The sequence below is a fragment of the Paenibacillus sp. IHB B 3415 genome (genome assembly GCF_000802655.2).
GTDB classification, from domain to species: Bacteria; Bacillota; Bacilli; order Paenibacillales; family Paenibacillaceae; genus Paenibacillus_AQ; species Paenibacillus_AQ phytohabitans.
This window is the reverse complement of the sequence record NZ_JUEI01000018.1, coordinates 120,369-140,919: the sequence shown is the minus strand read 5'-3', so window position 1 is coordinate 140,919 and position 20,551 is coordinate 120,369. Positions and strand designations below refer to the sequence as shown.

Sequence of the window (20,551 nt, the reverse complement as noted above, 5' to 3'; positions counted from 1 at the left end):
ACCCCGGTTGCACCTGTCACGCCTGCGTCTCCCGTTGCTCCCGTTACACCAGTCGCTCCGGTCACTCCCGTAGCTCCTGTAACCCCGGTTGCACCTGTTACGCCTGCGTCTCCTGTTGCTCCCGTTACACCAGTCGCTCCAGTCACACCTACTCCGGTCGCTCCAGTTACCCCGGTTGCACCCGTCACGCCTGCGTCTCCCGTTGCTCCCGTTACCCCAGTTGCTCCAGTCACACCTACTCCGGTCGCTCCGGTAACCCCGGTTGCACCTGTCACGCCTGCGTCTCCCGTTGCTCCCGTTACCCCAGTCGCTCCGGTCACTCCCACTCCCGTAGCTCCGGTAACCCCGGTTGCACCTGTCACGCCTGCGTCTCCCGTTGCTCCCGTTACACCAGTTGCACCCGTCACGCCTGCGTCTCCTGTTGCTCCCGTTACTCCAGTCGCTCCAGTCACACCTACTCCTGTTGCTCCAGTTACCCCGGTTGCACCCGTCACGCCTGCGTCTCCCGTTGCTCCTGTAACCCCGGTTGCACCTGTTACGCCTGCGTCTCCTGTTGCTCCCGTTACACCAGTCGCTCCAGTCACACCTACTCCTGTCGCTCCAGTTACCCCGGTTGCACCCGTCACGCCTGCGTCTCCTGTTGCTCCCGTTACACCTGTCGCTCCAGTCACTCCTGCTCCCGTTGCTCCAGTTACCCCGGTTGCACCTGTTTCACCAGTTGCTCCCGTTACACCAGTCGCTCCAGTCACTCCTGCTCCCGTTGCTCCAGTTACCCCGGTTGCACCCGTTACGCCTACGTCTCCTGTTGCTCCCGTTACACCAGTCGCTCCAGTCACCCCGATTGCACCTGTTTCACCAGTTGCTCCCGTTACACCAGTTGCTCCGGTCACTCCCACTCCCGTCGCACCTGTAACCCCGGTTGCACCTGTTTCACCAGTTGCTCCCGTAAGCCCAGTAACTCCCGTAACTCCAGCTTCGCCCGTTGCTCCCGTAACTCCAGCTTCGCCCGTCGCCCCAGTCACGCCCGCTTCGCCTGTCGCCCCGGTCACGCCCGCTTCGCCCGTCGCCCCAGTCACGCCCGCTTCGCCTGTCGCTCCAGTCACGCCAGCTTCGCCTGTTGCTCCCGTCACGCCCGCTTCGCCTGTCGCCCCAGTCACGCCAGCTTCGCCTGTCGCCCCAGTCACGCCAGCTTCGCCAGTCGCCCCGGTCACGCCCGCTTCGCCCGTCGCCCCGGTTACTCCAGCTTCGCCCGTTGTTCCCGTCGCACCCGTAACCCCGGTCGCTCCGGTCACGCCAGCTTCGCCCGTCGCCCCGGTTGCTCCCGTTACACCAGTGGCTCCGGTTACTCCTGCTCCCGTCGCCCCAGTTACCCCGGTTGCACCTGTCACGCCTGCTTCGCCTGTTGCCCCGGTCGCTCCGGTAACCCCCGCGGTTTCATCTAGCAACTCAGCAGATACCAGCCGGTGGGCTGTTACCAGCTGTCCGGTGCTGCTCTTGCCCCACAGTGAAATCTGGATAGGGTCGTCCGTCATATCCTGGGTGACAAACAGAAATTCAAAAGCATCCAGATCCGCATAATAAGTTTTTGTTATCACTTCGTTTGCAGCCACATTCAGCGACTCGCTGACATACACGTTTCTTATTCCCCCGAGCATGTAATAACCCTGTACCAATACCGTAGAAGCTGAAGTACTGCTGCGGTTATCGATTCTGACCGTAACCTGCGTGGTCGGTCTCACACCTCCAACCATATTATTTTCCAGCGGTCCCGTTGATAAGAAGCTCATTTCCCAGTCTCCTTTATTTGCCGATTTAATTGTCCCATACTCTACTTCTTACTCCTGCTGAATCTATCTTTTCACTTATAGAAGCTATATAGATTGAACTTGAAATGATTCCAATGGGGATGTTGTTCATAACTGCGGTGAATATTTGGACTTTCGGCCGCTGTCGCTCCTTACTCTACTTCTTACTCCTGCTGAATCTATCTTTTCACTTATAGAAGCTATATAGATTGAACTTGAAATGATTCCAATGGGGATGTTGTTCATAACTGCGGTGAATATTTGGACTTTCGGCCGCTGTCGCTCCTACAGTCCAAAATTCCCCTCCGTTATTCTCATCTGTTATTGTCCTCTTCGGTTCAAGCTATATAGTACTGAAACTAGCAGTACAAAGATTGATTTATATAGTATTATTCCGGCACTCCCCTTACGGTGTGGACGTTAACGCTCCAATCCGGTACACATCCAGCACAAATGAATGAGCAGACAAAAAGGGACTTACCCGAAGCCGCCACGGTCCGGATAAGTCCCTGATTCACATTTGCTATTCTATTCCTGTCCCTTACTCAGCTGGCTCTCCAGACTCTCTGCCTTTAGGGGATTATGCGGATCAAAGTCAGGATAGATATACTCCTCGCGCTGAAAAGAGTACCCCGTATCCGCAATGTCGAGCATCTGATTCAGCCGCTCCGTTTCGCTGCGGAGCCCCTCGTCAAGCGGCCTCTCTCCCGAGAGAATCTGCAGATACAGCTGCATCCTCGGACGGTCCCCGGAGTCACGCGGTTCCATGGATACCGTGCTCGGATCATATTGATCCATAATCTGCGGCGAGAGCGGATATATAGACTCAGCGGCAGTCGGAACAAATTCCTTGAAGTGCCCCAGCCCCGGTGCAAGACCCGGAACATCGAGAATACCGTCCACCACCGGCAGGGCCAGCGCCTGCTGGAACAGAATGGTCAGGAATTCCCCGGACTGCAGGAATTTCCACACTTTAACCGCCGCCTCCCGGCTTGGAGCTGAACTATTCACTACCAGCGGAGAGTGCGGGATCATCATGAGCGCTCCGCCGCCCCGCTTGGAGGAGTCCGCCACGGGAGGCATTGCAACTCCCCAATCGTCCTTCGGCATATATTCCTGCAGCTTTACATAATCTTTGCTGGTGGCGTACATCATGCCGATATTGCCGTCCGCGAACTGCCGCAGGGCACTGTCACGCTTAAGCAGTGCCTCACCCGGATACAGACTCCCCTCACGCTTCATGTCCAGCACAATTTGCAGCCAGAATCTGTATACACTCAGCTCATAACGCCCGGTCTGGTAATTATAGAGATAATAACCGCTGGAGGTATTGGAGATTTCAAGACCGGTCTGCAGGCTATCCTGGCTGTCTCCGGCAGGAAGCGCGAAGCCATATTTATTCACGCCCTCTCCTGCCTGGCTGATCCGGGCGGCAGCCTCTTTCACCGCTCCGAAGGTAAGCGGCGGCTGCTCCGGGTCAAGTCCCGCATCGCGGAACAGCTGCTTGTTGTAGAGGAGACGCACGGTATCGACACTGGAGGGCATGAAGTAGATCCCCCCTCTGAACAAAGAGCTGTGTGCATAATTCCTGGCCCATGCCGGGAATCTGCTTAAGTCAGCAGTGTTCAAATCATCAGACAGATTAGCCAAATACCCCTTGTTGACATAGGTAGCCAGCCAGGTATTATCAACACTGAACACATCCGGACCCTGTCCCGAGGTCATCAGCATATTTAAGGTGTCATCGTAGACATCTGCAGCGATATCCATAACGTTAATCTCGATATGATCGGGATTGGTTTTGTTATATTGACTGATGGCATTCTTCACTTCCAGGTTCTCCGTCCAGTCATACAAGGCGATCTTTACCCGGATGGGCTGCACCGGTGCTTCCGCAGGACCCGGACTGAAGTCCACCAGCAGCGGACGGTCATAAGCAATGGCATACGCTGCAGTCCCGCATAATAGTAAGGCAAGGATATAGAACAGGAACCGTTTCATCTTGCACCTCCTGCGTTGACATCAAGACTCGTTGCGTTTTACAATGTATACCAGCTATTGATTGGTATTTTCCAACAATACCCGATAAATGGCAAGCCGCAAATATCGGGATGCCGGGGAGGGCTCCAATGAGGAAGCTGTTTGATACGTTGTCGCGGACCCTCTTCTTGTATAATTTCAGCATCCGCAGCCGGCTGATTCTCTACTTCCTGTTCCTCGTCCTGCTTCCGACAACCATTATATCGGTGACTGTATATAACAAATCAGCCGATATTATCACCCGCAATGTTAATACATCCATTGAGAACAACTTCAATCTCGTTCAGGACAATCTGGCCCAGCGGTTCGAGGCCGCCAATAAATCCATGGTATCGCTCTATCTTAATTCGGAATTCGCTGACCTCATCTCCTCTAACCGGCCCACAGACAGCAGCGGAATCATTAATGAGCTGGCTGCCCTGAGCAAAATTCTCGAGAATTTCCCCGCGAACGGTACGTCTGGAAGCAGCTTTGTCCCTATGCTCTATATGCTGAACCGCCCGGAATATACCCAATATAACTTCTCCAGACGTGTATTCAATATCGATCTCATCTCCCTGAAGCCCTGGTATCTCGGCATTCCGGCCCAATCTGATTTCACTGTCGTCGGACTCAGCTCTCTGGATTCCAAGTACACCCTCAAATTCGCAAGGCGCCTGTTCGGCATCCGGCATGCCCAGCTGCCCTTTGTCGGACTGCTGACCATCGATATACCTGTAGCTGAATTCGGCACACTGCTGGAGCATTACAAGCCTACGCCCGGCAGCAAGGTCTATATCGCAGACGGAACCGGCACGATCGCCATCAGTCCGGAGCCAGCCCTGATCGGGCAGAACATCAATACACAGGACTACTACAGCAAGATGAACGCTCCGGCTGACGGTTCAGCGGGTCTGCATTCTTTTCACCAGATGATCGGCGGCGAGAATATGCTTGTCTCCTACCGGACCATCGACAACACCGGCTGGACCATTCTCTCGTTCTCGCCTGTCCGCGAGCTTAACGGAGAATTAGCCGCCTTCCGCCGGGTGATGTATATCGTGATCGGCATCTGTATGCTGGTCTCGCTTATGATGGCCCTGCTGTTGTCAGAGAATATCTCAGCGCCGATCCGCAAGTTCATCCAGTCGATGTCGCATGCCGAAAGCGGAAATTTCAACATTACCATCCGCTACAGGCGCAAGGATGAATTCGCCTACTTGTTCAACCGCTATAACAAGCTGCTCCAGCAGATTAAGGCGCTGATTGACAAGCTCTATGTGACCGAGCTGCGCAAGAAAGAAGCCGAGCTCCAGACCCTGCAGGCCCAGATCAATCCGCATTTTCTCTACAACACCCTGGATTCGATCAACTGGATCGCCATCAATCACGATATTCCCGAGATCAGCAATATGGTTACCTCCCTCTCGGATTTCTTCAGGTACAGCCTGAGCAAGGGACGGAATATCATCCCGCTCCGCGATGAGCTGCGGCAGGTGGAGAGCTATCTGGAGATTCAGCAGTTCCGTTTCCGGGATAGGCTGGAATATGAACTCGAGGAGACGGACCCCAAGCTGCTGGAGGAATGCCTGGTGGTCAAGCTCAGCCTGCAGCCGCTGGTTGAGAATGCCCTGATTCATGGCATTCAGCAGCGCCGGGGTCAAGGCAGAATCCGCATCAGAGTCGAGACTTCACAGGGGATTCTCAGCGTTTCGGTGTTTGACGACGGCGTGGGGGCAGACCCGGAGCGGCTGAACCTGCTGCTAACCCATCCGCAGCCGGGCAACCAGTCCTATGGCATCCGCAATGTGCATATGAGAATTCAGCAGTTTTTTGGAGAGTCTTACGGAATCCGCTATTACGCTAATACCGAGGATGGCTGCGGCCTGCTTGCGGTGATCCGGTTTCCGGTGGTGACTACATGGGATGAGGTGAGTGAAGATGTTAACGATGATCGTAGCGGATGATGAGCCGTTTATCCGCAGCAGCCTGATCCACGTGTTCAAATGGCAGGAGGAATTCGGAATTGAGATTATAGGGGAGGCATCTGACGGGCTGGAGGCCTATGAATTATGCCTGAAGCTTGCGCCGGATATTCTGTTCACCGATATTATGATGCCGCTGATGGGCGGTCTGCAGGTAGCCGAGAAGCTGCGGGAAGCAGGCAGTCCTACCAAAATCATTATCATCAGCGGCGCCCAGGACTTCTCCTATGCCCGGGACGCGCTGAAGGTGAGTGCCGAGGGATATATTCTGAAGCCGGTGAAATTACCCGAGGTCCGGGAGGTCTTCCATCAGGTTATCGCTAAGCTTAAGGGAGAACGTGAGCATCAGATGGATGTGGAGCAGCTGAGGAAGCAGCTGCAGGACAGCATGCCGGTGATCCGCGACAAGTTCCTGCAGAATCTGATTGCCGGCCTATACCGGAACGAGGATGAAATTTGGCAGAAAATCGATTATTTCGCCCTTCCCTTCAAGCGGGGGACAGCTTTGACAGCCTGTGTACTGCAGCTGGATGAATACCAGAGCGCAGTGGACAAATTCTCGGAGGAATACAAGCAGCTGCTCTATTTTTCCATTCAAAATATTATCAATGAGTGTCTGGTCAGCCACCCGTGCTCCATCAGCTTCGTCGCCAGCGAGAACGAGTTCATTATGCTTTTCTGCCCGGCAGACGATCCCTCGCCCTCTTCCATCTCAGAAGTATGCGGGCAGATCATCAGTAATATCCGCAAGTATCTGCGGCTGGATGCCTCGGCCGGCATTGGCAGAGCTTGTCCCCTGGCCGGCCAGCTGGAGGACTCATACAAGGATGCGCTGGCCGCGCTGGTGTACACATTCTATACCGGGCACGGCTCTGTCCTCTACATTAAGGATATCCAGCCGGAAACGGAGACACTGGAGAGCACTTACTTCTATAAATTCCAGGCCCGGCTCATGAATGAACTGAAGGCAGGCCATACGGGCACCGTCATGGAGCTGATGGAGCAGCTGTTCACCAGACTGGCCGGACCCAAGCTGCAGATCGGATATGTGCAGAGTATTTGTGCCGAGATGATCTTCACCTCCGCCAGGGCCCTGTATGAGATTGATGAGGATACCCGGCTGGTACTGAGTGACCGGATTACAATTATGGATAAGCTGTACCTTCAGAAGAATATTACCGGCCTGAAGGCGTATATGCTGTCGCTTTTTCATGACTTAAGTGCGTATGTAGCAGGCAAGAACACCTCCAAGAACAGCCGGATCATCAGCAAAATCCATTCTATTATCCAGGAAGGCTACGCCTCTGAGCTCTCCATTTCCAGAATTGCAGAGGAGGTATTCCTGACGCCTAACTATATTAGTCTGATCTTCAAGAAGGAGACCGGTGAGACGATTACCGACTATATCACCCGGATCCGTATAGGCAAAGCGAAGGAGCTGCTGACAAGCACAGACCTGAAAGTAATGGAGATTTCCGAACTCGTGGGCTATGAGAATCCCCATTACTTCAGTACGGTTTTCAAAAAAACCGTTGGCCTGCACCCGCTTAAATACCGCTCTGAACAAAATCAGTGATGCAGTGATGCTGATCTCTATCTGATGATATAGGATCTGACGCCTATTCTGGAGTAGATGGCCGTGCTGGCTCTGCGATTCCCGGATACCGGCAGGTTAGAGCGCGTAGTTAATGTAGCTATATAGGCAAAGTCAGGGTGAAGCCCCTCATCCGCCAGGTAGGCCGAAGTCCGGCTGCCCGGTACTCTCTCCTTGTTGAGTGAAGTGATCATCTCGGAGGCACTCTTAATACCCAGCCCGTGTCCGTAGAAGCGGTCATTCGACAGCATAATCGCGTTCTCCCCCTGCCACTCCGGCTTATCCGGATCATGATCGGGATTCTTGAAATAGACTACATCCCCCGGCTGTAATTCCGACGGATTGAAGGTGGTGATCATCTTCAGATTGCTGTCATAGTTCCAGTCCCACAGGTACAGATCGGTGAAGTAGCGGTCGAAGGCATTCTCCCCGATCATACTGATGGTCGCTCTATATAGAATCATTACCATCGCCATTGCGCATTCGAAGGCATACAGCTGTCCATTTACAAAAATATCATTGATTGCTGCAGAAGGGCTAACCCCTGCCTTCAATTCAAAACCGCCACCCGCCGTACGATTCCAATATCTTGGATTGCAGCGGGAGTTCTTGAATGTCGAGAAGTCCGTCCCCCCGGCGTTCATCGATCTGGCTGCAGCGATAATCTCCCCCCGCATTTTAATCTCGAATGCCGGATTCGCAGGAGCCGTGTATCCATACCCCATCCTGCTTCCCCCCTTCATCTTCTTGTCATGAAATATAGGTTATTGTACGTGTCGGGCCTCATATTGGTGCGTGGGAGTTTGCGCTAAGCACAAAATAACCCCACAGAGTGGGGCCTTATCTTCAATGATTATATTAATTCTTGCGCTTCTTGTGTAAGGTTACGCTAGGCTTCAAAGTAATTTCAAAAGCACGGCCCCAAATATAAGCGGGATCATGGTAATGAAGTGCCGAACTGGAATATTCCGCAAATGACCAGGCATCTCCGCTAATCTGACGGATACTGCAGGCCGGTTCAGGACTGCCGATAAGGAATGCATTTGCCCCGGCAAGGGTGGCTGTATGTGTCTGCATCCGCTCTCTCAGCAGGGTTTGTAAATGAGAGTAATCTTCCGGACTATTAAACAAAAGCATGTTTTGATCTGCAATCGCAGCGACATTCACATATAACGAATGGGCTCTTGAATATTCACGGATTTCACCAATAGCCAGCCTTTTGTAATAGTAATCTTTCAAGAAGCGTTTGAATAAAAGCGACCCGTGAGCGTTAACAGCAGAGCTGAGCGCCGCCGCATCTGTCTCCGTAACCAAAAATGCATACCGGGCCTGGCCCATGCCCAGCGCTATCCCGATTTTGTTACCCGGCGTATTCCAGCCGCTATATCCTAATATGCTTCCGGTATGCCGGCTGCCCAGCAGGCTTTCAGTTACCGCAGCATCCGCTGCACCGCTGCCGACAAAATCAATCACTACAGACAGAACACCATTGGCGTGGTTAGCTGCAAGGCGGTTAACCGCAGCCGGCGTCTGATCCGCAGCGGTAACCGCGATAATCTCCAAGGCAGCTGAACCGCCCACAGACTCAGACGCTGCACCCACAATGTCCACATGACGCAGAATGTTCTGATGTACATCCATATATTCATACGGACTCGTAATGGTAGAACCATGGGGTCCGAAGTATTGAACGGCACACCCCGTCTTCGCCCCGTTACGATGGAGCTGATTCGCCATACGTGCCAATAATGCCTGTCCCAGTCCGTCTGCATCCGGAAGAATGATTGCACGCTCCGGATTTTGACCATTCATGCCGCCGAGCCAGCCATTAATGCACTCTTCTACAAAGTGAATCTCGTTAATCTGCACCCCTTGAGTATTGGCATCATCCACACCTACCGCGAGAAAATCAATATATCCCTCCTGCGCCAGCTTCTCCAGAATGTAATGGTTCGTTTTGAACTTATGCTGTCTCGTATTGTAATACTGTTCTTTATCAAAAGTGGCCGTGCTGCCATAGGAACCCGCTGGAGACAGGTTATATCCGCTGAGAATATCGGCAAACTGCGTAAAGCTTCTTCGTGGCTGAAGCATGAAATTGCGTGATTCTGTATAGGCCGCCAAGTCCAGACCTTCTGCAAAAGACGTTGTAGCCAGCCTCATAATCGTATCCAGCACATACACCGGCTTGTCCGGATAAGACTGCTTCACTAAACGGATCACATCCAGCAGGTTCGTGATCTCAGGATCATAGGCCGGATAAGCTCCCCCTGCGTCCGCCCGGAGACGGCGGCTTCCAATCAGGCCCCCGTAGGCGAGCATATCAGTAGAGATTATAAAGCCGTCTGCAGACGCTGCATGATGAAGAATAAATTTCCGGATGCGGGCGGTGTCCCCATATGCCGGTGATGATGTGGTTAGTAAGGTGGTCCCAGATGATGTCTTGTGCGAATCCAGACGATTTCTAAGATCAGTTACATGCGGGGTGATTACATGAATTCCTGCCGATTTCCCTTGAGTAATAACATCGTCCAGATTGACGGGTCTGTCATCCAATGGTACGTATAGCACCTTCTTCATTTGTATCAAGCTCCCTCTGAGTAGCAGATAGGCCCGGGCAGAAGGGGAAGAGAAAAACAAAATGGACCTCTTCCCAAATCCATTTCATTTTTCTTTGTTTAGTGCCTTCACTTATAAGGTAATTTAGGCAGATAAAATACAACCTGAAAATAAAAAAAATATTAAATTTCCCATTATTGGCATCCATCTATTCAACTATGATACAATAAAAAGGAACATATGTTCTTATTTATTCATAGATAACCATCATTAATGCCCATATATACATATTATTATTTCTATTTCCATAAAGGGGGATTTCGCTTTGGATAGGGCACAAACAGTCTATGAACGCTACCGGAATGAACTCTGCCGGATAGGTTGGAGAGTACAGTATAGGGCTAAAAAGGCCGGACGGCTGGAATCTCCGCTTTTTGACAATATACAGGCTGGAACAAACTTTACTCAGGCTTCCGAGAACAAAATAATGATTGAGCAGCTCACGGAAGGCCTGCCTGCTTTTGAAAAATCCATCTTATATAACCTCTATCTGGAAGGGTGCAGCGAAGCGGAGGTCGCCAAGCAATTAAATATGAGCCAACAGGCGGTGAGCAAATGGAAAAAGAAGATCATCCACCAGCTATCTCAGACAACGAAATTACAAGACTGATCCAAGCGGCCAAAAATAAAGAAGCCGCAGCGATGCTGCAGCTCCTTGAATTATTCCAGCCAGATATACAGAAGTTAAGCCAGTATGCCCGTTTACCCGATGAAGAGGCCGCCTCAGAAATTATCGTGGAGTTTCTTGAATTTGTATCTACACATGAAGAGACTACTCCTTGAACCCCGGCACCTCCTGGAACCAGCCATTCACCTGTGCGGTCTCCTCGGTCAGAATATCGAGATAAATGGAGGTGCGGTAATCCGTTTCCTTCAGGCTCTTGCCTGTAATCTCGGCGATCCGGTTCAGCCGGTACAAGTTTCTTGAATTTGTATCTACACATGAAGAGACTACTCCTTGAACCCCGGCACCTCCTGGAACCAGCCATTCACCTGTGCGGTCTCCTCGGTCAGAATATCGAGATAAATGGAGGTGCGGTAATCCGTTTCCTTCAGGCTCTTGCCTGTAATCTCGGCGATCCGGTTCAGCCGGTACATTAATGTGTTGGTATGGATATGCAGAGCTTTGGTCAAGACTTTTACCATTGAGCTGAGGGAGCGGGCTGATCATGCGCTGTTTGGTGGATATGAGGAATGCCGCATGAGTAAAGACGTTTTCGAGTTATAGGATCTTTTTGTGCATATATGCTTGGGAACACTTAAAGCATTATCCAAAGCTTTTGGATAAATTCAGCAGACCATTGCCTTCAATGATATATTCTGCAGACCCTAGGCGAAAAGCTTGATAAACTATATCGTTCTGTCAATGAACTTAATGAAACAATCAAGAAGATTAAGGATTAAGCATAGTCGTCATTCAATAAAGAGCCAGCCTGTTCCATGATGTTCGATATCGGACTTCAATGATCAGGCTGCTTTGTATTGCTTGATTCCCTACTCAGAATAGACTGTTGGAGTGATTAATGTTATAATTTTACATAATTAGGCATTTAAAGAGAGGGTTGAAGCTTGATGAACGCCAGATTATTCCGAAATATAGCGGTAATTACATTTTGTGTGGCCGTTCTCCTGTTTATCATCGATACGGTTTTTGTTTTTGATGATTCCTGGTTCAACGGAACTGGTATAATATCCACTTTTGTACTACCTCCTGTGGGGATATTGTCTGGTGTGCTAGCTTACCGGAAAACTGAATCAAGAATTGACGGTTTACTTATATTTGCCAACATATCTGCCCTGTTTATCTATTTCGCCTTCATGTTTATCGGTACTCTATTGCTCGGCCCATGACTGTAACACAAAGAAGCAAGGATAGGATGATAAGACATCCTGGTCCTTGCTTCTCTAGTTATATGGAGCTATTATGAGCAGGCACCGGCTACTTGAGCAGCGATGAAATAAGCTCTGACTGCGAAGGCAGCCCAGCCGCTCATACCATTCGTGCATTCGAGAACCTTGACATCACAGAAGCAACTGACAGAAAACAGGCGGAATGGATTGGTTTTTTTATATTTTCATAGATAATATGTTCTATAGTTCAATCTATATTTGTGAAAATGGGAAGAGAGGCAGTTACTCCTTGAACCCCGGCACCTCCTGGAACCAGCCATTCACCTGTGCGGTCTCCTCGGTCAGAATATCGAGATAAATGGAGGTGCGGTAATCCGTTTCCTTCAGGCTCTTGCCTGTGATCTCGGCGATCCGGTTCAGCCGGTACATTATTACTCCTTGAACCCCGGCACCTCCTGGAACCAGCCATTCACCTGTGCGGTCTCCTCGGTCAGAATATCGAGATAAATGGAGGTGCGGTAATCCGTTTCCTTCAGGCTCTTGCCTGTGATCTCGGCGATCCGGTTCAGCCGGTACATTAATGTGTTGGTATGGATATGCAGAAAGGCGGCCGATTCCTTCAGATTCCCGTTCATCGTCAGGTAGACGGCTAGGGTCTTGAGGAAATCGCTCTTATGCTCGCGGTCATGCTCCTTCAACGGGTAGAGCAGAGCGCTGCGCCGTGTCCGGCTCCGCTTCTGCTCCAGAATGGCCGGAAGGTAGGCCCAGAAGCCGATCTCTTCATAGAGCAGCAGCTCACGGGCGTGATAAGGCAGCAGCTTCTTGATCTCCAGAATCTGCAGCGCTTCGCGGTAAGCGGCCGCCGCAGAAGTGTATTCGCGGTAGCCCGGACTGCAGCCGGCTGTAAGCCTGCAGCCTTCGCTTGCGCCCATATCCCGGAGCAGCTTCTGCACGAACGAGGACAGCCGTTCCGTCCCTTCCACCGGAAACACAAACGAGAACAGAATAATCAGCCGGTTCTGCTCGGCAGTCTGGAACAGCAGCCGCTGTCCGGCATAGGCATCCATAATCCGGCGGAAATTCTGCAGGAAATGCTCATCCACCGGCTTGTCGCTCTCCAGTACCCCGATATAATAGCTCTCCGGCAGCAGAATGGACCCGGCCTCCGCCTCCTGGCGGATGCGCAGCTCACTCTCATAATGCGAGGTCAGCAGCTTCCAGAAGAAATCCTCGAACGTCTTCTCCTGCTTCGTCTTCCAGCCCCGCTGCTTCAGCAGATAACGCCCGGCAATGCCTGCGGCTTTTTCGACAATCCGTTCGGCATGGCCTTCGGCGAGGTTCCCGCGGTCCACCACCCAGATATAGCCAAGAATCTCCTGCTGGTGTTTGATGCACATGGCCAAGCGGGGGCCCAGACCCACCTCCATGACTGCGGGAATGCGGATGGGGTGGCTGGTATTCTCCAGGTCATACATGACCCCTTTTTTGCGGAGTCCTATAATCACCGTATTCGGAACTCTTTTGCCGATAATGGTCGAGATACGGGCCGGATCGCTCTCAAACTGATGGGAGCTGTACCCGATCACATGATGGTTGCTGTCCTCAATCGTCACCTGCGACTGAAGCGATTCGCTGATGGTATCCGCCAGGGATTCCATGCTGTCAAAAAAACGGTCAAATGTCTGCTCTGATTCTGTCAATGTGCCCACCCCAACCTGAAGAATAACAGAAGCTTTAATCAATTTCGCTGTAGAAGTGATTACATTATATTACACCGCTTGGCAGTTGCCTATAGGAACATCCAAGAAATGCAGAGGAAACCTAACATGGACATTCAGTCTGCATAAAAATAGCCCGGCGATTGCCCGCCGGACTATAAGGTGGTACCCCTCTACTCTTGTGTAAGTCTGTAAGCTCTATATGCTAGATCAGAGTGAACTCTTGTTCTACTGCTTTCTCTACCGTGAAGTACTCTTCCCCAAGAGCTTCTGCCACGGCTTGGCAGGTGATCTTTCCGTTGGCTACGTTGACACCGCTCTTCAGGCCGGCATTGTCTTCGATCGCCTGGAACACGCCTTTATTTGCAATTTGCAGCGCATATGGAACCGTAACGTTGGTTAAAGCAATGGTCGAGGTTTTGGCTACAGCACCCGGCATATTCGCTACCGAGTAATGCAGAACGCCGTGTTTCTCGAATACAGGATTATCGTGTGTGGTTACACGGTCAATCGTTTCTACGATACCGCCCTGGTCAATAGCTACGTCTACAATGACGGAGCCCGGCTTCATCGTTTTCACCATTTCTTCAGTCACCAGCTTAGGAGCTTTAGCACCCGGAATCAGCACTGCGCCTACCAGAAGGTCTGCCTCAGCTACGGCTTTGGCAATGTTATACGGATTCGAGATCAGGGTGCTGATCTGTGAACCGAAGATGTCATCCAGCTGGCGGAGTCTGTCCGCGCTCAGGTCAACAATGGTAACCTCTGCGCCAAGGCCGATCGCCATCTTAGCTGCGTTAGTACCTACCACACCGCCGCCGATAATGCTAACCTTGCCGCGGCTTACACCGGGAACACCGGAGAGCAGAATGCCTTGTCCGCCGTAGTTCTTCTGCAGGAACTGTGCGCCAAGCTGCACGGACATGCGTCCGGCTACCTCGCTCATGGGTGTGAGCAGCGGCAGTGTACGTCCGTCCACTACGGTTTCGTAGCCGATGGCGAATACGCCTTTGTCTTTCAGGGCAGCTGCAAGGGCAGGCTCTGGAGCAAGGTGCAGGTAAGTGAAGAGAATGAGACCCGGACGGAAGTACCCATATTCGCTTTCGAGCGGCTCCTTCACCTTCATAACCATTTCAGCTTCAGCCCAGACAGCTGATGCTTCTGCAATCAGTTCTGCTCCGGCTGCTGCATATTCTTCATTCAGGAATCCACTGCCTACGCCGGCTCCGGCTTCAACCAGTACTTTATGTCCATCGGCTACCAGACTTACCACTCCAGCAGGGGTAATCGCTACACGGTTTTCATTATTCTTAATTTCTTTAGGTACACCAATAATCATTGTTATTCGCTCCCGTCTTGTGTGGATCTCTTATGTAAAGAATCATAACATACGATTTCCTGCCGCATTTTGGGTAAAAAGAAAAACTATATCTGCCATGATTGTGTTTTTACACAATGGGATGATATAACCGTGAGATAGAACGTTTCCTTGCACAGGAGCAGAATCCGGCCGGTGAAATGTAAAGTTATGTTCCATATTCTCAAGTTTTTTGTTACTTCTGAGGCTTTTTGCGATCTGCTATTCTTGATTTGCAAGCCTATACAGTTTATACAGGGAGGTTGTCGCTTTTGAAAAAAACACGCTGGATCGCCGGAATTACATCACTCGTTCTTATAATGGGCCTGGCTACAGGCTGCGGTAACAGCAGCAATTCATCTGCAGCCAATAATGAAAGCCCTGCCAAAGGCAATGGGGCAACATCTGCAAGCCCGGTAACCCTCAAAATGTGGGGCGGCGTTCCGCCGGAATCCGGACCGCAGGAGGTCATTGATAATTGGAACAAGGAGCATCCCGAAATTCAGGTGGAATATGTACGCTTTGTTAATGACGACGACGGGAACCTCAAGCTGGATACGGCCATGATTACCGGGCAGGATGTAGATTTATTCGTGAACTACACGATTTCCCATGCCTCCAAACGGGTAGAATCGGGTCTGGCGCTGGATCTAAGTGCCTTTACCGATTACAATATCGACGAGAAAATGGGCATTGACGCCGAGAGCTGGAAGATTGACGGCAAATATTACGGAGTTCCCACTACCAAAAGCCCGTTCTTCATTGCTTTGAACAAGGAGGCTCTTGACGCGGCGAACCTGCCGGTTCCGAAGGAATGGACCTGGAATGAACTGCGTGAATATGCGAAGAAGCTGAAAACCGGCGATCAGTACGGATTTATTCAAAATATGGAGCCGTTCGTGGACCCTATCGACTCTGTGCTCTCCCAGGAGGGCTACACTAAGGCGGACGGCACCTCCAATCTGGATCATCCGCTCGTCAAGCAATGGCTGGAAACCCTGAACGGAATGATGAAAGACGATAAGACCACACCGCCGCTTGGCGAGCAATTGACGTCCAAAATGCCGGTCGAGCAGGTGTTCCTCAGCGGAGAGGTACCGATGCTTAATATCGGGGCATGGCTGCTGCGCAGCTCGAATAACTTCACGGATTTCCCGCGTGATTTCACCATCGCCTTCGCTCCGGTTCCGAGGCTCACTGAAGCTGCGGATGATTATGTGACCCGCGGGGGATTAGGCGATTATATTTCCATTAATGCCAAGTCCAAGAAGCAGGAAGCGGCCTGGGAATTCCTGAAGTGGTATTCCGATGGCGGCATGTCACCGATGGCAGCAGGCGGAAGACTGCCGGCTTCGAAGGATGCCAATCAGGATGATGCGGTGAAAAGTCTCATTGGCGACAAAAGCGACTCCTACGATCTGGATTCCCTGATGTATGTCATGTTCGACAATCAGACGCCGACCTATGTACGCAGCCTGCCTCAGGAAGTGATGGATCTTCGCTCACAGGAATACGAGAAATACTTCCTCGACTCGCAGTCGCTGGATCAGACAGTGCAGGCCATGGTAACCAGACATAACGAGTATCTGAAGCAGAATAAGTAGAAGCAGAAATAGAAGTTAGAATTGAGCAGGCATCACGTACAACCAGGGAGGATTGCCACAGGAACAATGGCGCCTCCTTTTCTTTTTGTCAAGCAACAGCAATAGAACAAAACTATGTATTTATAGCAGGCAATCCGTGCCCGCTGGAACAAAACCATGCAATTTAAGGTATTGGCTGTGCTACTTTTTTATTATGCTATAATCTAAACCATAGAGACCCTTATCCTCCCGGACCGGGCAGGTGCAATCGTGTTTGGAGGTGCAGCCGTGTGTCAAAGCTCATGCGAATTCTGATTCCCCAGAAATTGAAATACCGCCTGTTTACCGCCTTTGTATGCCTGATTCTGCTGCCCTTTGGCGCATTGAATATGTATAACTACCAGCGCATTGAGACGCTGGTCCAGAAGAAAATCAGCCAGCAAAGCCACTACCAGCTGGAGCAGATGTACCGCACGCTGGAGGATCAGATCAGCATTGCCTTCAAGACGCTGCTGTTCCTGAAGCAGGATGACACCGTCAAGTCCGTGCTGCTCCATCCCGGACAGCGTAATGAGCTGGAGAATAAACGGCTGATGGAGAATATTTTCAAGAACCTGAACAACAGCTTCTTCCTGTACAATCCTTCGGTCTATTTCATGATTCTAGATCTAACTGAAAGCGCATACACGTCTTATCCGCCCAAGGATTCGCTGATCTACTCGGATTTAAAGGCCAATCCCGGGTTCGACCGGGGCCAGATGAATACCAGCTCTTATCACTGGGTGCCCAATGACACCAACTACGTGCTGCGCGATGTCTCCACCAGTGCCTATCTTCTATCCTTGTACGCTTATCTGGAGGATGCCCGGAACAAGCCTTACGGGATGGCCCGGATCAGCATCGATTATACGTACTGGCTGCGCTCCATTCATAAGCAGTCGGATCTGGAGCAGCAGTATTTCCTGATTACCCGCTCCGGGGAGGATATCTCCCAGTCCGTTCCCGGCAGTCAATTATCGGAGGAGGTGAAGGCAGGATTCGCCGGGCAGCCCGGACAGCAGTATTTTATCGACAAGGCCTCGAATTCGCTGATAAATTATATTTATGTCGAATCGCTGGACTGGTATATCGTCAACCGGATTCCGCTGTCTGTGCTGTTCGTGGAGATCGAAGGGCTGAAGCAGCAGTACTTTATTACGTTCTTTGTCCTGACGAGCATCTTCCTGATGATGACCTTCGTGATAGCCACGACCATCACACGTCCGTTGTCCCATTTGCAGAACAAGATGAAGGCGGCCGTGCAGAAGAGCCTCAAGATCCGCCTGCCGGAGCATAAATTCAGCGGGGAGATCCTGGATCTGACCCGGACCTTCAATACCATGCTTGACGATACTCACCTGCTGATCCAGAAGCTGAAGGCCGAGGAGCGCCAGAAAGAGGCTGTCCATTTCCAGATGCTGCTGGCCCAGACGAATCCCCATTTCCTGCTGAATACGCTGAATACGATTAAATGGATCGCCATCCGTGAGCATAATGAGGATATTACGAATATGACCCTGTCGCTAGGCAAGCTGCTGGAGGCCAGTCTGAATACCGATAAGGACCTGATCCACCTGAAGGATGAGATAGAGCTTGTAGAGGCCTATGTCCATATCCAGCAGGTCCGCTACGCCCACAAATTCGAATTAACCTGCCGCTACGACGAGAATGTTCTATATGCGCTGGTTCCCAAGCTCAGCCTCCAGCCGCTGGTCGAGAACGCCATTATTCACGGGATCAGCAGACTGCCCGGCAACGGCCTGATTGAGCTGATCGTGCACCGCGAAGAGAACCGGCTGTGTGTAGAGATCAGGGACAACGGCGTAGGCATGGAGCAGGCAGGTGTGAACAAGATTCCGCGCAAGCGTCCGGGTATCGGGCTGAGCAATATTCAGGAGCGCCTGCGGCTGCTGTTCAGGGAAGAAGGGACGCTGGAGATCCTCTCCACCGGGGAAGGCGTCACTGTCCGCTTCACTATACCGCTTCTATTGTCTGCACCTTACGGCAACGGACATCCGGCTTAAGCGCATTTATACGGGAGGGAATCACACATGTGGAAAGTTCTGCTGGTAGAGGATGAGGTTTTTGTACGGGAAAGCGTCCGTGAGATCATTGCCTGGGAAGAGCTTGGGTTCACCGTCAGCGGAGAAGCGGGCAATGGTGCAGAAGCGCTGGAGATGATCCGGCAGGATGCTCCCGATCTGGTGATTTCGGATATTGTCATGCCGGAGATGGATGGTGTTGAGCTGCTGCGCAGAACCCGTGAAGAAGGCTACGATTCCCGCTTCGTCATGCTTACCTGCATGAGCGATTTCGAAAATGTACGTCAGGCGATGGAATACGGGGCCTCCAATTATATCCTGAAGCTGTCCATGAGTGTGAATTCACTGCGCGACACACTGCGCAAGATCAATAATGAACTGGTGAAGAGCCAGGAGAACCGCAAGGTAAGTGCGGGCCCGCCCGATTCTGCTGTTCCCCCGCCGCCGCTGCCTCATGAGGAGATCACCAACCATCCCGAGATTCAGAAGATCCTCCAGTATCTGCACGCCCATTATGATGAGGATATTACCGTCAAGTCGATGTCCCAGTATGTCATGATGGCCGAGAATTATGTCAGCACCCTGTTCAAAAAGAAAACCGGCCAGACCCTGATCCATTATCTGCATCAGATAAGGGTGGACCAGGCCATCCAGCTACTGATCCACTCCGATCTGCCGGTATACGAGATTGGCAACCGGGTCGGCTTCGTCAACGATAACTATTTCATCAAAATTTTCAAACGCCTCACTTCACAGACGCCAAGCCAGTACCGGCATACTCAGCGGCACAATACAGAATCCGTAAGCATATAGCTTGGCTTCATAAATGCTTAGCTCTCCTATACAGCGGCCTTCCTTCCGGGAATGCCGCTGTTTGCTGTGGACAGGAATAGAACAAAACTAAGATAGCACCGCCCGCCGCCGCTCAGCAAATGTATATTTCTGTGCCATGAAGTCGTTGGTTTTGTTCCTTAACCCCTTTTAGGCCGCTTGTTATGCTTGTAGTGTGATCAAAGTAATCAAAAGACCTAAAGGAGTGGGGCTATGTGAAGGCATCCTGGATGAAGCGGCAGCAGTACCTGGGCTATCTGTTTATCGGGCCAAATATGATTGGCGTGATTTTATTTTTCATCATACCTGCCGTCTATTCTTTCTATCTCATGTTTACAGACTATAAGTTTATGAGTCCCCATACCAAATTCATCGGGCTGGCCAACATTCAGCGGATGCTGGGGGATGAGGTATTCTATATCGCCATTAAGAACACACTGCTGTTCCTGGTCTCCGTCCCGGTATCCATCGGCCTCGCGTTCATCGTTGCCGTTGTATTGAACCGATCCGTGTATTTGAAGAAGCTGCTCCGCGCCCTGTACTTCATGCCTTATATTACAAGCGGCGTCGCTGTAGCCTTTGTCTGGATGCTGCTGTTTCATCCGAACAACGGGCCGATTAACGGTATTCTCCGCTCGGTCGGCATCGCGAATCCGCCCGGCTGGCTGTCCACGATGGAGACGTCCATGTATGCGATCGACATCATCTGGATCTGGTTCATGCTTGGCTATAACATGATTATCTATCTGGCCGCCCTGCAGGAAGTGTCCGGCGAGCTGCTGGAAGCCGCCAAAATCGACGGCGCCCGCACCTGGCAGACAGTCCGCAGTATCCTGTGGCCGCTGGTTAGTCCGACCACCTTCCTGCTGCTGATTACCGGACTGATTATGTCCATTAAGCAGTTCGGGATCATTCAGGCGATCACGCAGGGCGGACCGGGGAACAGCACCACCGTATTATCTTTGTTCATCTATCAGAATGCCTTCCGCTATTACGAAATGGGCTATGCTTCAGCGGTCTCCTGGGCCCTGTTCCTGATCATTCTGATTTTCACCGTGATTCAATGGCTGGGCCAGAAACGCTGGGTTCACTACTAAGGAGCTGAGAA

At 51.4% G+C, this 20,551-nt stretch carries 18 protein-coding genes; 9 read left to right on the top strand and 9 right to left on the bottom strand.

Annotated features, from left to right (window positions below):
• Together QW71_RS10185 and QW71_RS10180 are read right to left on the bottom strand one after the other, a co-directional pair.
• A partial coding sequence (locus QW71_RS10185; RefSeq protein WP_047013708.1) for a hypothetical protein occupies nt 1-1,787 on the bottom strand: 1,787 nt, incomplete at its 3' end.
• A 546-nt stretch (nt 1,788-2,333) separates the two neighbouring features.
• Complete coding sequence (locus QW71_RS10180; protein WP_039296971.1) at nt 2,334-3,806, bottom strand: ABC transporter substrate-binding protein; 1,473 nt, start codon at nt 3,804-3,806, stop codon at nt 2,334-2,336.
• Nucleotides 3,807-3,934: 128 nt separating this feature from the next.
• Here QW71_RS10180 and QW71_RS10175 point away from each other — a divergent pair, with 128 nt between their 5' ends.
• Complete coding sequence (locus tag QW71_RS10175; protein WP_039296970.1) at nt 3,935-5,791, top strand: sensor histidine kinase; 1,857 nt, start codon at nt 3,935-3,937, stop codon at nt 5,789-5,791.
• Nucleotides 5,766-7,385, top strand: coding sequence for a response regulator (locus QW71_RS10170; RefSeq protein ID WP_039296969.1), 1,620 nt, complete (start codon nt 5,766-5,768; stop codon nt 7,383-7,385). Before QW71_RS10175 ends, QW71_RS10170 begins: the two co-directional genes overlap by 26 nt.
• 17 nt (nt 7,386-7,402) lie before the next feature.
• Here QW71_RS10170 and QW71_RS10165 read toward each other — a convergent pair whose 3' ends face one another.
• Nucleotides 7,403-8,128: a hypothetical protein gene (locus tag QW71_RS10165; RefSeq protein ID WP_052769960.1), complete on the bottom strand. Its 726-nt coding sequence runs from the start codon at nt 8,126-8,128 to the stop codon at nt 7,403-7,405.
• Nucleotides 8,129-8,261: 133 nt separating this feature from the next.
• Nucleotides 8,262-9,983, bottom strand: a complete 1,722-nt coding sequence (locus tag QW71_RS10160; RefSeq protein ID WP_039296968.1) for a DUF4127 family protein — start codon at nt 9,981-9,983, stop codon at nt 8,262-8,264.
• 304 nt (nt 9,984-10,287) lie between these two features.
• Between QW71_RS10160 and QW71_RS10155 the strand changes: the two genes are divergently transcribed.
• The gene (locus QW71_RS10155) at nt 10,288-10,632 is read left to right on the top strand and encodes a sigma-70 family RNA polymerase sigma factor (protein WP_039296967.1); all 345 of its coding nucleotides are present in this window, start codon (nt 10,288-10,290) and stop codon (nt 10,630-10,632) included.
• On the top strand, nt 10,578-10,805 hold the full coding sequence (locus QW71_RS39770; protein ID WP_152679731.1) for a helix-turn-helix domain-containing protein: 228 nt from the start codon (nt 10,578-10,580) through the stop codon (nt 10,803-10,805). The genes QW71_RS10155 and QW71_RS39770 overlap by 55 nt, the downstream gene beginning before the upstream one ends.
• Here the strand turns inward: QW71_RS39770 and QW71_RS40415 are convergent.
• Nucleotides 10,795-10,941 (bottom strand): hypothetical protein, encoded by a 147-nt coding sequence (locus QW71_RS40415; RefSeq protein ID WP_160311790.1) that lies wholly within the window; start codon nt 10,939-10,941, stop codon nt 10,795-10,797. The two genes, QW71_RS39770 and QW71_RS40415, sit on opposite strands and share 11 nt — an antisense overlap.
• A 32-nt stretch (nt 10,942-10,973) precedes the next feature.
• Nucleotides 10,974-11,156: a helix-turn-helix domain-containing protein gene (locus QW71_RS10150; protein ID WP_235441435.1), complete on the bottom strand. Its 183-nt coding sequence runs from the start codon at nt 11,154-11,156 to the stop codon at nt 10,974-10,976.
• Between the two features lie 435 nt (nt 11,157-11,591).
• On the opposite strand from QW71_RS10150, the gene QW71_RS40410 reads away from it, so the two are divergent.
• A complete protein-coding gene (locus tag QW71_RS40410; protein ID WP_156118505.1) occupies nt 11,592-11,873 on the top strand; it encodes a hypothetical protein in 282 nt (93 codons plus the stop codon).
• A 282-nt stretch (nt 11,874-12,155) separates the two neighbouring features.
• On the opposite strand, the gene QW71_RS40405 is transcribed toward QW71_RS40410, so the two are convergent.
• From QW71_RS40405 to ald, 3 genes are all read right to left on the bottom strand, one after another.
• Nucleotides 12,156-12,302, bottom strand: coding sequence for a hypothetical protein (locus QW71_RS40405; RefSeq protein ID WP_160311790.1), 147 nt, complete (start codon nt 12,300-12,302; stop codon nt 12,156-12,158).
• Between the two features lie 2 nt (nt 12,303-12,304).
• Entirely contained in the window at nt 12,305-13,573 is a 1,269-nt protein-coding gene (locus QW71_RS10140) for a CdaR family transcriptional regulator (RefSeq protein ID WP_039296963.1), read from the bottom strand.
• Between the two features lie 223 nt (nt 13,574-13,796).
• Nucleotides 13,797-14,930, bottom strand: a complete 1,134-nt coding sequence (ald, locus tag QW71_RS10135; RefSeq protein WP_039296961.1) for an alanine dehydrogenase — start codon at nt 14,928-14,930, stop codon at nt 13,797-13,799.
• Between the two features lie 290 nt (nt 14,931-15,220).
• Between ald and QW71_RS10130 the strand changes: the two genes are divergently transcribed.
• The 4 genes from QW71_RS10130 (at nt 15,221) to QW71_RS10115 (ending at nt 20,540) form a co-directional block, all read left to right on the top strand.
• Entirely contained in the window at nt 15,221-16,552 is a 1,332-nt protein-coding gene (locus QW71_RS10130) for an ABC transporter substrate-binding protein (RefSeq protein WP_235441434.1), read from the top strand.
• Between the two features lie 269 nt (nt 16,553-16,821).
• Nucleotides 16,822-18,594, top strand: coding sequence for a sensor histidine kinase (locus QW71_RS10125; RefSeq protein WP_152679730.1), 1,773 nt, complete (start codon nt 16,822-16,824; stop codon nt 18,592-18,594).
• A 27-nt stretch (nt 18,595-18,621) separates the two neighbouring features.
• Entirely contained in the window at nt 18,622-19,425 is an 804-nt protein-coding gene (locus tag QW71_RS10120; RefSeq protein ID WP_039296953.1) for a response regulator, read from the top strand.
• A 233-nt stretch (nt 19,426-19,658) separates the two neighbouring features.
• Nucleotides 19,659-20,540: a carbohydrate ABC transporter permease gene (locus tag QW71_RS10115; protein WP_039296952.1), complete on the top strand. Its 882-nt coding sequence runs from the start codon at nt 19,659-19,661 to the stop codon at nt 20,538-20,540.
• The last annotated feature ends 11 nt before the right edge of the window (nt 20,541-20,551 follow it).

Bases quoted from the DNA above. Each gene is read 5' to 3' on its own strand.
- QW71_RS10180 (WP_039296971.1), bottom strand. From the start codon at position 3,806: ATGAAACGGTTCCTGTTCTATATCCTTGCCTTACTATTATGCGGGACT.
- QW71_RS10175 (WP_039296970.1), top strand. From the start codon at position 3,935: ATGAGGAAGCTGTTTGATACGTTGTCGCGGACCCTCTTCTTGTATAAT.
- QW71_RS10170 (WP_039296969.1), top strand. From the start codon at position 5,766: ATGTTAACGATGATCGTAGCGGATGATGAGCCGTTTATCCGCAGCAGC.
- QW71_RS10165 (WP_052769960.1), bottom strand. From the start codon at position 8,128: ATGGGGTATGGATACACGGCTCCTGCGAATCCGGCATTCGAGATTAAA.
- QW71_RS10160 (WP_039296968.1), bottom strand. From the start codon at position 9,983: ATGAAGAAGGTGCTATACGTACCATTGGATGACAGACCCGTCAATCTG.
- QW71_RS39770 (WP_152679731.1), top strand. From the start codon at position 10,578: ATGGAAAAAGAAGATCATCCACCAGCTATCTCAGACAACGAAATTACA.
- QW71_RS40405 (WP_160311790.1), bottom strand. From the start codon at position 12,302: ATGTACCGGCTGAACCGGATCGCCGAGATCACAGGCAAGAGCCTGAAG.
- ald (WP_039296961.1), bottom strand. From the start codon at position 14,930: ATGATTATTGGTGTACCTAAAGAAATTAAGAATAATGAAAACCGTGTA.
- QW71_RS10120 (WP_039296953.1), top strand. From the start codon at position 18,622: ATGTGGAAAGTTCTGCTGGTAGAGGATGAGGTTTTTGTACGGGAAAGC.